This is a genomic window from Microcystis aeruginosa NIES-2549 (assembly GCF_000981785.2).
GTDB classification, from domain to species: Bacteria; Cyanobacteriota; Cyanobacteriia; order Cyanobacteriales; family Microcystaceae; genus Microcystis; species Microcystis aeruginosa_C.
This window is the reverse complement of the sequence record NZ_CP011304.1, coordinates 2237437-2250722: the sequence shown is the minus strand read 5'-3', so window position 1 is coordinate 2250722 and position 13286 is coordinate 2237437. Positions and strand designations below refer to the sequence as shown.

Genomic DNA, 13286 nt, shown 5'->3' with positions numbered 1-13286 from the left:
AAAATTGTTAGATATAGTATGACTAAAGCCGAGAACAACATCCCCCCAAGAAAGCAGCAAGACTCCGGATGAATTGACCTCTCGCTCTACTTTTTAGCCAGAGGATGTGCAAAAATATACAAGCAATAATGATAACTTCCTAATTCATCAAGCTTGTTCAGAGGGAGCATCTCATTTCTGCAGGTGAGTAATTAGGGTTTGCTGAATATTAATGGAAGCATTACTAGAAAACACTTTTGGGACTTTTTTAGTCAAAAAAGTGCAAGAAATAAACGTTGAGAAATCGATCCGAGGGACTCAAAATCCTTGCACTTTCATTCGACTCCCGACGACCGACTCCGTTCGGACTTCGGCGTGAGCTCAGTCGAACGCTGAGCTCACGGCCGAAGCCTAACCCCAGCAACAAACTTTTTCAGCAAACCCTAATTAATTGGCAAGAGTTCTATTAAATCCTCTAATCTTTTTAAACTCCCCGACGCTGAATTTTTCCTGCCCCGATTCGATACTTTATTGATTGCGAATAACTTTCTCATTGTCAATTTCCCTGCCAGATTTTTAAATAGGCATTTTCCATATTTTGGGCGAATTTTTTCCCTTGCCAGAGGGGGGCTGTGTCACGATTTCCTAACAGTTGATGGCTGATGTCTTGACGAAGGGAGCGATCAAGTCCTAATTTTACTCCCCAGTGGATATATTCTACCTCATTCCATCCAATTCCGGCTTCAATACCAGCATTAATCATAAAAGTATAACTATTGCGGGCGGAAAATTGTTCTCCTACCAGTGTAACTAAAGGGATTCCTTGCCATAAAACTTCTAAGGTGGTGGTAGCACCATTGTAGGGATAGGTATCTAATACCACATCGGCAATCTGTAAATTAGCGCGATGGGTATATTCATCTATATCTCTCGGTAAAAATCGCAATCTTTGGGGATTAACTCCCTCCCGAATCGCTATTTCAGTAAATAATTCTTGAATTTTTTCAGTCTTACCGACTCCCTTAATCAGAAAATAACTATTAGGCACTTGTGCGAGAATTTTCATCTGAAGTTTAATAGTATCAGGATGGCGTTTCATGCCACTTTGTACGGAAAAATAGATGGTAGCATCGGGGGGAATTTCTAAATCTTCTCGACGGAGATTGGGAGTGCCGATTTCAAAACCATCCACTGCTAAATATGTCTCTGGTAAACGATAGATTTTTTCTCGATAATATTCCTCCGCTTGCTGGGGTAAAACGTAGGGATCGGCGATATAGTAATCTATAGTTGCTAATCCAGAAGCATCCCAACCTAACCAAGTCACTTGTTTTGCTGCGGGTTTCAGGGCCATAATCTGATTGGTGAGATTATGGGTTAAACTATCTAAATCTACTAGAATATCTATCTGATCCTGTTGAATTTGTTGGGCAACTTCTAGGGGATTTTGAGCGTGGGGAAAATGACGGATAATATCTCGGCTATCCCGGAACCATTGACGGGTAATTTCATCTTCTTCTTGGTTAATAGTATAGATGGCTATTTGCAATTTTTCTCGATCATGATGGCGAATTAACCAACGACTTAACCAACCGACAGAATGATGTTTTAAGGTACTAGCAAGATAACCAATCGTTAGTTTTCCTGAAGCTTTTTTGCTTGTAACTAAAGGAGTTTTTAAACTATTATTATCAAGGAAAATTTCGGCGATGCGATTAGTTAATTGTCGGTTGGCTAAGGCTCGATCGCCTAGGTAGGGTAGGGGACTAGAAATATTGAGAAAGCTAGTTTTAATAATCGGTTCTAAAGTGATATTTTTCTGACGGGTTAATTCCTGTAATAAATTCTGATATTCTTGATAGATATGATCAATTTCTTGCCAAACTCCCCAGCGCAAAAGTATTAACAAAATTAGATAATTACTGTATAACTTTAGGGTTGGGGTTAGACAAATTTCTCGCAATTGATAGGCAGTTATTAAAGAATTATCAAAGTCTTCTGCTAAAATATAGAGGTTAACCAATTGTTCCAAAAGACTCAGATCATTAGGTCTTAATTGCAGACAAAGTTTAATAATTTCCACTCCAAAAGCGGGACTTTGTTGCTCGTTGGTGACTCGTGCTGATATCTGAAAAGCTTGCGGGATAAAACTATCGGCTAATTCCCCTAGGTAAGGTAAACTTGCTTGAGCTAAATCTAAAGTTAATTCATGGGGATATAAAAGACTTTTGAGAACTACATTTAAAAGCAATTCTCGATCAGGATTATATCTGAGATTCTCTTGAATAGGATAATTAAGTAGTTCTCCTGGAGCGAATATTTCTAAATCTAAAGCCAAGTCAAATAAAGCTAATAAATTATTAATTGACTTGGGAACAATTTCCTGTAGATGATAGCGAAAATATTCTACAGCTGCCAGATCACCTTTTCTTTGTTGTCGTCGCGCTTCTGCGTCTAAAACTGCTTCTAATTCTGCTTGCCATTGCTTAACTTCTTCCGGATTACCTCCTCTTAAAACATTTTGCCACATCACCTGTGCCTCTGCTTCTAAATTTTGCAGAAGATAGGCAACTCCCAAGTACCAATAGTCAGAAATATTTTCGGGATTGTTATCGATTAGTTCCTCGTAGATTGCCGCAACTTGGGGATAATTCTCGGCAATTAAAGCTTGATAAGCGTCAGGATGCCACATAAATCAGTTATCAGTAAACAGTAACCAGTAATCATTGAAAAAGTGACAGTTAGGGTGATAAAGCTCAAAAAGAATTGACTCATAACTGGGAACTGTCAACTTAAAACTTACATCTGATAACTGATAACTGATAACTGAAATTAAACCACTTTAGCGATGGCTGCTTCTAGCTTATCCATAGCCTCATCTACTTCTGTTTCCGAGACAATTAAAGGAGGTACAAAACGGAGAACCTTCGGACCTGCGGGAGCAATTAATAAACCCTCGGCCAAGGCTGCATTAACAATAGTAGATGAAACTAACTCACTTTCTGAATTAATTTCCATACCATTAATTAAACCCCAACCGCGCACATCGACAAATAGATGGGGATATTGAGAAGCAATCGCGCGTAAACGGCTGCGTAATTGTTCCCCTCGGTGCTGGACATTTTCGAGAATGTGATCCCGTTCAATGGTTTGTAATACTGTTAAAGCTGAGGCACAAGCGAACGGATTACCCCCAAAGGTACTCGCATGACTACCCGGTTCAAACACATCACAGAACTTTCTGCACATCATCGCACCGATGGGAATACCCCCCGCTAAACCCTTAGCAGAAGTGAAAATATCCGGTTCTACCCCTAAATTCTCATAACCCCAGAGTTTGCCGGTTCTTCCCACTCCCACCTGTACTTCATCAAAGACAAGCAAAATGTTATTTTCGTCGCAAATTTGCCGTAAACGTTGGAAATATTCGATAGCTCCCGGACGTACTCCCCCTTCACCCTGCAAGGGTTCCAACATAATCGCGGCCACACGACGATTACCCTCATCGAGATCAGCGATCGCATTTTCCACCGCTTCGATATCATTATAGGGAATATAAGCAAACCCCGGCATCAGGGGTTCAAAGTCTTTTTGATACTTCGGTTGACCAGTTGCGGTGATGGTAGCTAAAGTGCGACCGTGAAAACTAGCGTGAGCGGTTAAAATAACCGGCTGTTCCAGGAAATCTAGCACCGTATGGGCATATTTACGCACTAATTTAATTGCCGCTTCGTTCGCTTCGGCACCAGAATTACAGAAAAAAACTTTATCAGCGCAGGAATGATCGACAATCCATTTAGCTAGTTCCCCTTGTTCGGGAATATAGTATAAATTCGAGACATGATGGAGTTTTTGGATTTGCTGGCTAACCACTTCAATTAAAGCGGGGTGTGCGTGACCGAGGGTACAGGTGGCAATTCCCGCGACAAAATCAAGGTATTGTTTGCCGGAAGTATCCCAGAGACGACACCCCAACCCCTTGGCAATCGCAATGGGAAAGCGACCATAGGTATTCATCACATAGCTGTTAAAACTATCTGGATCGAAGGGTTGATTCGGGTTTAAATTGGGAGTGGGATCAACTAGGGTTGGTTCTAAAAGGGTTTCTGGACTCACTGGGGAACTCCTGCGCGATTAGACATAGGGGAAATTATAATCAAATCCGTCTGAGAAGGACGGGTTATTTAGATTAAAAACTGATTTTATTGTAATTTACTAGACAGTGTTAGGGGTGAATTTTGCTTGTCTATCAGTGAAGATAAATATCGTCGTCTGCGTCAGGAATTAATCGGGGGAATTTTTGCCCTGATCGTGGTGTTTTTGCTGGGTACGCTTTGGTATCATCTGATCGAGGGTTGGAGTTGGCTAGATTCGGCCTATATGACGATTAGTACCCTCGCTACCGTCGGTTTTGGCGAAATTAATCCCCTAGGTGAACGGGGACGACTGTTTACAATGGTTTTGATTATCATGGGAGTAGTCAGCATCGGTTATATTGTTAATCGCTTGACCGAAGCTTTAATTCAAGGCTATTTTCAAGAGGGACTCAAACAGAGACAGGAGAAACGCTTGATCGATCGACTATCGGAACACTATATCATCTGTGGTTTGGGTCGCACCGGCAGACAGGTGGCGATCGAATTTTACGCCGAAAATATTCCTTTTGTAGTCATTGATACAGACCCCCTACAGGTAAATCGGGCCAAAGAATTAAATTATATTGTTGTTCAAGGAGATGCTACCTTAGATAAATCTTTACAAATGGCAGGAGTCGAACGCGCTATTTGTATTGTGGCCGCTTTAACTTCCGATGCGGAGAATTTATATACAGTTTTGTCTGCTAAAACTCTTAATCCGAAAATCCGCGCCATTGCTAGGGCTAGTACCGAGGAAGCAGTACAAAAATTACAACGGGCCGGGGCCGATGCGGTGGTATCTCCCTATATTACCGGCGGTAGAAGATTAGCGGCCGCGGCCCTACGACCCCAGGTGATGGATTTTGTCGATGGGATTTTAACTGGAACCGATCGATCATTTTATATGGAAGAATTTTTAATCGATCCGAGGACTTGTCCCTGTGTCGGTTTAAGTCTTAGTCAAGCACATTTAAGATCTCGATCGGGGGCCTTAGTTTTGGCTATACGTCGCGCTGATGGTACGCTAATCGGGGGACCGACTGGCGATACGGAATTAATGGCCGGGGATTTATTAATTTGTATGGGAACGGCCGAACAATTACGCAGTTTAACTCAGATTTTAATCCCCATGCGATCGGATGGTTTACGTTTACCGAAGCATTAGTTAAAGAATCGATAAAAAATCTACTGGTAGCATTGCGGGAACAGGGGAAACTGCAAAATCTCTTAGGTTTCGCGTTATGATTATCTCTAGCTTTTCTGATTCAGCAACGGCACTGGTAACGGCATCTTCAAAATCTTTCATCTGACTTGCCAATGCTTGCCTAATTATTGCATCTGTCACCCTAGCAACTTGCAAATTCTCTAGAAGACTTATCACCAACTTTCTTGAGCTTTCTCTTCCATTTTCTCTAGACAAAATATAATCAATATTAGTGACGGCATGACCGGAAATATATCCTTGAGTTTTACCTGTCTTAACTGTATTTAATGCTTGTACAGATGCGGGAAAATGTGGTTCACGCTTACCCAAAACATCTAGCAATACATCACTATCGAATAGGACTCGTTTCACCGATACTTATCCACTAAATAATCAATATACGATTCTTTTGGGTCTTCTGAGCCTAAATCGACAACCCCCACTAAGTCTCTTGTCCAAGGATCAAGATCGCTTAAATCATCTGTTAGGGAATGAGAAGTAGTTTCTAAAGATACATTACTAGGATTAAATCGCTCTTGAATTCTGAAAATTATTAAACTATAATAGGCTCTCAGTTGGGTGACTAAAGATTTGTCAGTATCTTGGAAATATTCGGTTATAGTACGATTAGAAACCGATAGAGCATTTTTAGCTCCCTGGTAAATTTGCTCTAGTTCTGAATCGGCAAACATATCAATAAACACATCTATGGTTTCCGAGAGAATGCGTGAACCTTCCACCACTCTGATTAAATCGGCTTTTTCCTCACCAGTCTTTCCCTCATTGATCTGAGCAAGGCCGATAAATAATTGATTATAGGCAGTTACTCTATCGGTAAATTCATTGATAATCTCAATCAAATTTATTGCCGAAATCTCATTCTTATATTGTTTCCAAACCTGAAGCCATAATTTATTAATTTGATAAAATATATCGGCTCTTGCTTGATAAGTTTTAGAGTTATCCTTAACTTGCTCAACTAAAATCTTAGTTTCTTGTAGTAAATTATCCAGTATTATCCGATCAGAATCGGTGACAATTTGATCGAGTTTATCTGTAATATTTTGCAGGTTTTCTAACAAAAATTGTCCTAGATTTTCCCGTTCGACTGAACTGGGCAGACTATTCATCGTATTTACCTCCCCTAAGACTGACGATCAAACAGAAATGAGTAGTCAAAATTATCAGCCCTAAACCTCCATTGTAACAATTTTGGGGTCTAAAGGGGTGATTATAGTTACTATAGCCTCTGAGGGAGATCGGGAGAGATCAGGCAGTAGCATTAATTTTTGTCAGCCTTTGATCCTACTTAGATATTTTGTACTATAATACTTTGTTAAAAGTTCACCCTCTTATGGAAGTATCTGGTAAAAAAATGTCAAGTAGTAAAACTGGTATTGAATGGACGGACAAAACTTGGAATCCCACCACTGGTTGTACAAAGGTGAGTCCGGGGTGTCGTCATTGCTATGCAGAAGCAATAACAATGCGTTTTCCTGGAAGTTTTCCCACAGGTTTTAATTTTACTATTCATCGAGAAAGACTAGAACAGCCGAAAAAATGGCGCACACCGAGTCGAATTTTCGTCAATTCGATGAGTGATCTTTTTCATGAAGATTTAGACTTTGGCTATTTACAGGAAATCTTTGCGGTGATGCGAGACACTCCTTGGCATATTTATCAAATTTTGACTAAGCGCCCTCAAAAACTAGCAACTTTAGCAGATAAACTGGAATGGTCGGAAAATATCTGGATGGGTGTCTCTGTAGAAAGTCAGCAATATACCCATAGAATTGAGGCTTTAAAAACAGTACCAGCCAAAGTACGTTTTCTTTCCTGTGAACCTCTTTTAGGACCACTAAATCTGGATTTATCGCTGATTGATTGGGTTATTGTTGGCGGTGAATCAGGCTATCAACATCGTCCCATAGAGCCAGATTGGGTTAGGGAAATTTTGGCTCAAACCAGAGAATCTAAAGTTGCTTTTTTCTTTAAGCAGTGGGGTGGTAACTATTCCAAAGCTGGTGGTAGAATGCTTGATGAGCGTATTTGGGATGAAATGCCTGCTGCTTGGAACGAACACAATGCTAAATGGACAATCAGAGCAGGTTCCTCCCTAAAAAAACTCTCAAAAAATAAACAACAAGATAATTTATTAACATTGACCTAAACAAAGTTATCGATATGAGTCAACGAGGCCAAGAAGGCGAAGATATTATTGGTAAATGGTCTGAGGATAAGTTAGATTTACTCGCTCAGTATCTCAATGCTTATTCTGTGATCATGAACAATCAGAAAACTCCCAAGAATCCCACAGGAAAGCCTTGGCTTAAAGCTTATTACTATATAGACGCTTTTGCTGGTTCCGTGAGACCAACAGCGAAGGAAGATGAACAACGATATATTGATGGTTCTCCCCTGCGTGCTTTGAGAACAGAACCACCATTTGATGGTTACTGGTTTATTGATACTTCCCGTCAACGCACTGAACGTTTAGAACGTTTATGTGAGGAGTTTCCTGACCGTGAAATTCATGTCCGTCGCGGTAACTGTAATGAGATTTTATGTAACGATATACTGCCTAATTTATTGCTCAAGAAAAAATTTACTCAACGAGCCTTTGTTTTTTTAGATCCCTATGGATTACAAGTAGATTGGCAAACTATCACTCAACTAGCAGAAACTAAAGCTTGCGATATTTTTATTAACTTTTCGGTGATGGGCGTTACTCGGCTTTTGCTAAAAGATAAAGAACCAAAAACAGAGGTAGTAGAACAGTTGAATAAAGTAATGGGGAACGTAGATTGGCTAGAGCAAATTTACCAACCACCACAAAATATTCAATTAAATTTGTTTGATAATCAAGAACCTAATGCCAGTCGTGACAAAATCTCTGCCGATAGATTAGCAGATTTATATACAGAAAGATTAAAAACACTTTTTCCCTACGTTAGCAACCCAGTTATCATGAAAAATTCTAAGAATGCCGCTTTATATACTTTGTGTTTAGCCAGTCACCGTGAAGCTGCTATAAAAATTACTAACGATATTTTTAAACGTTACGAAAAACTAAAATTACAAGGATAATTTTTTGTTTTTATATTTCAAGTCAAACTCGCTCAAACTTGAGTAGTCAAAATCATCAGCCCTCAACCTCCATTGTAACGATTTTCGGAACTAAATCCTGTTGAAAAGGTATAGGAGAGGGGGAATTATGAATTATAAATTATGAAGTGGGGAAGTGGGGAAGTGGGAAGAATAAATAAAAATAATCTCCTGTCTCCTGTCTCGGAGTCTCCTGTCTCCTGACTCGGAGACTACTGGATCCTTACTCCTCAATCTAACGTCTGTGAGCAATTGAGAAATTGGGGATGAGATGTTAGTACAATCGGGGAATAGTAAAGGAAAAACCCCTATTGCTCATGAATAAAAATCCCAATTCTTCCTCGCGACGACTACAACCGCTGCCGGTTCCCTCCATCCCGATGCCTCCCTCGGAGTTAATCAAGGGAACCACACCAGAGATAAATCAAGAAATGAGCCAAAAAGTGGCGACGCAGCCAAAAGAAGTGCCAAATATGCCGCAAAATGGTCAAATATCGCCTCCAAGTCCTCCCGAAAGTCGCGCCTCCAATCAACCCAACTTAGAACATTTGATCCGGTTTGCCTTTGATCGGGGTTATTCGGACGTTCACCTGGGAGTTGGAGAACAACCCCGGATGCGGGATCGTGGCGAAATGATTATTCTCGACTATCCTGAAATTGACATCAACACTTTTTATAGTTGGTTACGCGAAATGCTCGGTGAAGAAGAAATCCTTCGCTTTAAAAAAGACCTAGAATTTGACGGTGCGACTCAGTACGAATTCGCTAGGGTGCGGATTAATATCTTTGAAAGTCTGCGCGGTCCGGGGATGGTTTTGCGTCTGATTCCCATGAAAATCCCCACTATGGAACAATTGCGCTTACCGATGGTCTTCCGGGATGTGTGCGATGTGCAGAAGGGATTGATTTTAATCACCGGTCCGACGGGTTCAGGGAAATCCACCACCCTAGCAGCCATGATCGATTACATCAATAAAGAACACCCCAAACATATTATCACCATCGAAGACCCGATCGAATTTGTCCATGAAAGTCGTCGCAGTTTGATCAAACAACGGGAAGTGGGAATACACACCCAGGAGTTCGATAATGCCCTAAAAGCCTGTTTGCGGGAAGACCCAGATATTATTCTGGTGGGGGAGATGCGGGACAAAGCCACCGTTAATACTGCCCTGAAAGCTGCCCAAACCGGTCACTTAGTCCTGGGAACCCTGCACACCAACAGCGCTGTAAAAACCCTTGACCGGATTTTAACTCTTTATAGCGCCGAGGAACGGGAATCGACGCGGGTGGCGATCGCAGAATCTTTAGTTTGTATTATTTCCCAGGGTTTATGTCGCACCACCGACGGTAAACGGGCTGCTTTTTACGATATTCTCGTCAATACAGAGGCCGTCAAAGATTACATTCGCAGCGGCAAAAATGACGAAATTGTTGAATTAATGAAAGACGGCGAATACCACGGCATGATTACCACTAATCAATCCCTGTTTAACCTCTATCAAAAGGGACGGATTAGCGAGGGGGTAGCCTTGGCCATGTCCCCGGTTCCCAATGAAATGGCGATGATGCTGCGGGGGAGAATCTAGAAAAACCCTGAAGGAAATCCTTGAGGGGTCAAGAGTTTAGTAGTCTAGAAAAATAGAAGCTCCTATTTATTTTTCACGGGAACCCCTCAAGTGGCTACTTCTGCGATTGTGTTGCCCGATATTTTTAAAGGCATCGCCCTGTTTACCCCCGGGGGCGACCTAATTTACTGTATCGATCCTGATAAACAAACTCATTGGCATCTGAATCTCTGTACTGCTCTCCAGTCCGCTTTAGGGTTGCCAGAACCCCCCCATTTTTTAGTTCCTAGTTTTACCGCTACCATCGATCGCTGGCGAGATCCCTACAGTCACCGTATTCATACTAGAGCCGAAGTCTATCCCCTTGTCCGTCGCTATCAGCCTTTATTAAATGCTATTTTCGCCACGGACGATCGAGCTTGGTTTACTGTACCTTGGCAGGAACAATCCTCTAATCCCACTATCTTAGAAACCTATCGTCAGCAGTTTCCCCAACTTTGGCAATCCCACGATCTGATTGTCCGTTATCAGGAGCTTCCCGCAGCTACTTCGGCGATGGCTGCTGACTCTGACTATAGTAATCCTAGTCCTAAGGGTTATGTTTTGCGGTTATTTGTCTCCGGTAATAATGCCAATACTAAGCACACCCTAGAATCGATCCATCAGCTTCTGGAACGAGAATTACACCACCCCTATACCCTGAAAGTGATCGATATCTCTAAGCATCCAGAACAAGCAGAATCCAATCATGTCTCTGCTATTCCCACTTTAGTCCGGGTTTGGCCACAACCAGTAAAACGCATCGTCGGCGAATTTGAGGATTTACCGCGAGTATTGCAGATTATCGCCACCGCTTAGGGTTTAAAGACTTCTGACTCGATTCCTCGCCACCATTCGCCCAATTTCATTAAGTCTTGCTGAATATCATCCAATTCTTGGATATATTCCTGTTGGGAAAGACTGGCACGACGTTCTTGCAGTTTTTTGAGACGCAATTGCACCAACAGCCAAGGCTTGGAAATACCGTTAGTTTCTTCAATGTAGCGAGCGATATCTTGACTATCCATAGTTTTTTACTGTTATTATCCCATATTTTGTCAAATTAACCCAAGAATCCTTTTTTTAGTTGCAGAAGATTATGTTTGATTTTAGCCACTATTACCCCTACCAAGAATTAGTTTCTTTCCTGAAAAACCTAGCTTCATCCTATCCTAATTTAATTAGCCTGACTTCGATCGGTAAAACCTACGAAAATCGAGATATCTGGTTAACTACCCTAACAAATCAAGCCACAGGACCCTATTTAGAAAAACCTGCCTATTGGATCGATGCTAACACCCACGCGGGGGAAGTAACAGGCTCTGCCGTCGCTCTCTACACTATCTCTCATCTTTTGAGCCAATACGGTCATAATCCCCAAATTACCAGACTTCTTGACCATTACACTGTCTATATTTTGCCGCGATTAGCCGTGGATGGAGCGGAAAAATATCTCACCACTCCCTATATGTTACGATCGAGTATTCGCCCCTATCCCCACACGGATGAGAAACCGGGGCTATATCCTGAAGATATTAACGGCGATGGTTTAATCTTACAAATGCGCCAAAAAGATACCTGTGGCGCTTGGAAAATTTCTGAACAAGATCCTCGCATTATGGTGCGTCGCGAACCGGAGGAATTTGAGGGAACTTTTTACACTTTGCTCACCGAAGGTTTAATCCGCGATTACGATGGCTATAATTTTACCACTGCCCCCACCCTAGAAGGTTTAGATTTTAACCGCAATTATCCTGTTTATTGGGTTCCTGAAGGGGAACAACAGGGGGCCGGAGATTTTCCTTTTTCCGAGCCAGAAACCCGTGCAGAAGCCGAATTTTGGGCGAATAACACCAATATTAATGGCTTCGTTACCTATCATACCTATTCAGCAGTCATGTTGCGTCCCTATAGCACCCATCCCGATGAATATTTCCCCGTGGAAGACTTAGAAATGTATAAATATATTGCCGATAAGGGAAAGGCAATGACTGGCTATGAATGCGTTTCTGTCTATCACGATTTTCGTTATCATCCTAAAGAAGTGACTAACGGTGCCATGGATGATTACGGTTATGATCATTTTGGTTGGTATGGTTTTACGGTGGAGTTATGGGATGCACCCACCCAAGCAGCAGTGGAAAAAGATGATTATATTCAATGGTTTCGCTGGCATCCTTTGGAAGATGAATTGAAGTTACAGCGTTGGAATGATGAGAATTTAGCGGGAAAGGGTTTTATTAATTGGCAAAGTTTTGATCATCCCCAATTGGGAGAGGTGGAAATTGGCGGTTGGGACTTTAAAAATGTCTGGCAAAATGCCCCAGAAAAGTATTTACCAGATTTATGTGAGAAACAATGTCAGTTTACTATTGCCCATGCTTTAATGTCACCTCTTTTAGCTATCTCTCGTCTCGATCTTAAGTCGGAGGGCGATGGTATTTATCATCTGGTTTTACAGTTAGAAAATCAGGGATTTTTACCCACTTATACCAGCAAAAAAGCACTGGAAAGAAAGATAGTTCGTCCCATTCAAGTCAAGTTAAATTTGGCCGATGAGGTGAGTTTAATAGTGGGAAAATTAGAGCAAGAAATCGGTCACTTAGAAGGACGATCAAATAAAGTATATAGTAGTCTCGCTCACGGTTTAGATTATCGCTGTACGGTGGAATGGGTAATTAAGGGAGTTTCTGGTCAAGAAATCGAGATTATCGCTATAGCTGAAAGAGCCGGAACAGTCAGACAAAAAGTGATTTTATAGAGCTATTTGGTTCGATAAAATTGTTAAATAAGTCTCGTGGGATTCCGTGGGTAAAACTCGCAATTTTTGGCTGCGAAAATCTGGTTCTAATCCCAAAGCTTCTAAGGGAATTACTCCTAATAAATTGTTTTGACCTCTGGGTAATTCCAAACATTCAAAAGTGCCTTCCCGTCCCGCGATAATCAAGGTAGCATCGCGAAAAATTCTCGCTTTTCCTATGCCTTTAGCCGTAGCCACATCTACTTCTTTTAAAAGCTGTAAACCCAAGCGGGAGATTACTTCTGGCACCAGACAAAGATTAGTTGCTCCCGTATCTACCAAGACATTTTCTAGGGTAAGAGAGCGAATTTGATCCGGCGCGATGATACCATCCTCCGCACGAATTTGATCGGCGCGATTGATAACTGTAATGCTGGTGTAGATTTTGCCCATATCTTCTGCAATAATTGCTGGCTAAACCATAATACTACCCTCAATTCTACCCCTAATTATAC

General features: G+C 41.5%; 12 protein-coding genes. 6 read left to right on the top strand and 6 right to left on the bottom strand.

Annotation, left to right across the window (positions count from 1 at the left end; genetic code table 11):
• Nucleotides 1-535: 535 nt before the first annotated feature.
• The gene (locus tag myaer_RS11085) at nt 536-2671 is read right to left on the bottom strand and encodes a hypothetical protein (protein WP_046662131.1); all 2136 of its coding nucleotides are present in this window, start codon (nt 2669-2671) and stop codon (nt 536-538) included.
• Nucleotides 2672-2811: 140 nt separating this feature from the next.
• Nucleotides 2812-4095 (bottom strand): aspartate aminotransferase family protein, encoded by a 1284-nt coding sequence (locus myaer_RS11080; protein ID WP_046662130.1) that lies wholly within the window; start codon nt 4093-4095, stop codon nt 2812-2814.
• A 126-nt stretch (nt 4096-4221) separates the two neighbouring features.
• On the opposite strand from myaer_RS11080, the gene myaer_RS11075 reads away from it, so the two are divergent.
• Nucleotides 4222-5280, top strand: coding sequence for a potassium channel family protein (locus tag myaer_RS11075; RefSeq protein WP_046662129.1), 1059 nt, complete (start codon nt 4222-4224; stop codon nt 5278-5280).
• Here myaer_RS11075 and myaer_RS11070 read toward each other — a convergent pair whose 3' ends face one another.
• Nucleotides 5281-5691, bottom strand: coding sequence for a PIN domain-containing protein (locus myaer_RS11070; RefSeq protein WP_046662128.1), 411 nt, complete (start codon nt 5689-5691; stop codon nt 5281-5283). It lies immediately after the preceding gene.
• Nucleotides 5688-6449 (bottom strand): hypothetical protein, encoded by a 762-nt coding sequence (locus myaer_RS11065; RefSeq protein ID WP_046662127.1) that lies wholly within the window; start codon nt 6447-6449, stop codon nt 5688-5690. The genes myaer_RS11070 and myaer_RS11065 overlap by 4 nt, the downstream gene beginning before the upstream one ends.
• 245 nt (nt 6450-6694) lie before the next feature.
• Here myaer_RS11065 and myaer_RS11060 point away from each other — a divergent pair, with 245 nt between their 5' ends.
• The 4 genes from myaer_RS11060 (at nt 6695) to myaer_RS11045 (ending at nt 10850) form a co-directional block, all read left to right on the top strand.
• The gene (locus tag myaer_RS11060) at nt 6695-7489 is read left to right on the top strand and encodes a DUF5131 family protein (RefSeq protein ID WP_046662126.1); all 795 of its coding nucleotides are present in this window, start codon (nt 6695-6697) and stop codon (nt 7487-7489) included.
• A gap of 14 nt (nt 7490-7503) precedes the next feature.
• On the top strand, nt 7504-8406 hold the full coding sequence (locus tag myaer_RS11055; protein ID WP_046662125.1) for a three-Cys-motif partner protein TcmP: 903 nt from the start codon (nt 7504-7506) through the stop codon (nt 8404-8406).
• Between the two features lie 335 nt (nt 8407-8741).
• Complete coding sequence (locus tag myaer_RS11050) at nt 8742-10013, top strand: type IV pilus twitching motility protein PilT (RefSeq protein WP_046662124.1); 1272 nt, start codon at nt 8742-8744, stop codon at nt 10011-10013.
• 90 nt (nt 10014-10103) lie between these two features.
• Nucleotides 10104-10850 carry a circadian clock KaiB family protein gene (locus myaer_RS11045; protein WP_046662123.1) on the top strand — a complete coding sequence of 249 codons (747 nt, stop codon included), beginning with the start codon at nt 10104-10106 and terminating at the stop codon, nt 10848-10850.
• Here the strand turns inward: myaer_RS11045 and myaer_RS11040 are convergent.
• Nucleotides 10847-11059, bottom strand: coding sequence for a hypothetical protein (locus tag myaer_RS11040; RefSeq protein ID WP_002751038.1), 213 nt, complete (start codon nt 11057-11059; stop codon nt 10847-10849). The two genes, myaer_RS11045 and myaer_RS11040, sit on opposite strands and share 4 nt — an antisense overlap.
• 71 nt (nt 11060-11130) lie before the next feature.
• Here myaer_RS11040 and myaer_RS11035 point away from each other — a divergent pair, with 71 nt between their 5' ends.
• Nucleotides 11131-12792: a M14 family metallopeptidase gene (locus tag myaer_RS11035; RefSeq protein WP_046662122.1), complete on the top strand. Its 1662-nt coding sequence runs from the start codon at nt 11131-11133 to the stop codon at nt 12790-12792.
• Here the strand turns inward: myaer_RS11035 and myaer_RS11030 are convergent.
• Nucleotides 12787-13224, bottom strand: coding sequence for a retroviral-like aspartic protease family protein (locus tag myaer_RS11030; RefSeq protein ID WP_046662121.1), 438 nt, complete (start codon nt 13222-13224; stop codon nt 12787-12789). The two genes, myaer_RS11035 and myaer_RS11030, sit on opposite strands and share 6 nt — an antisense overlap.
• Nucleotides 13225-13286: the final 62 nt, after the last annotated feature.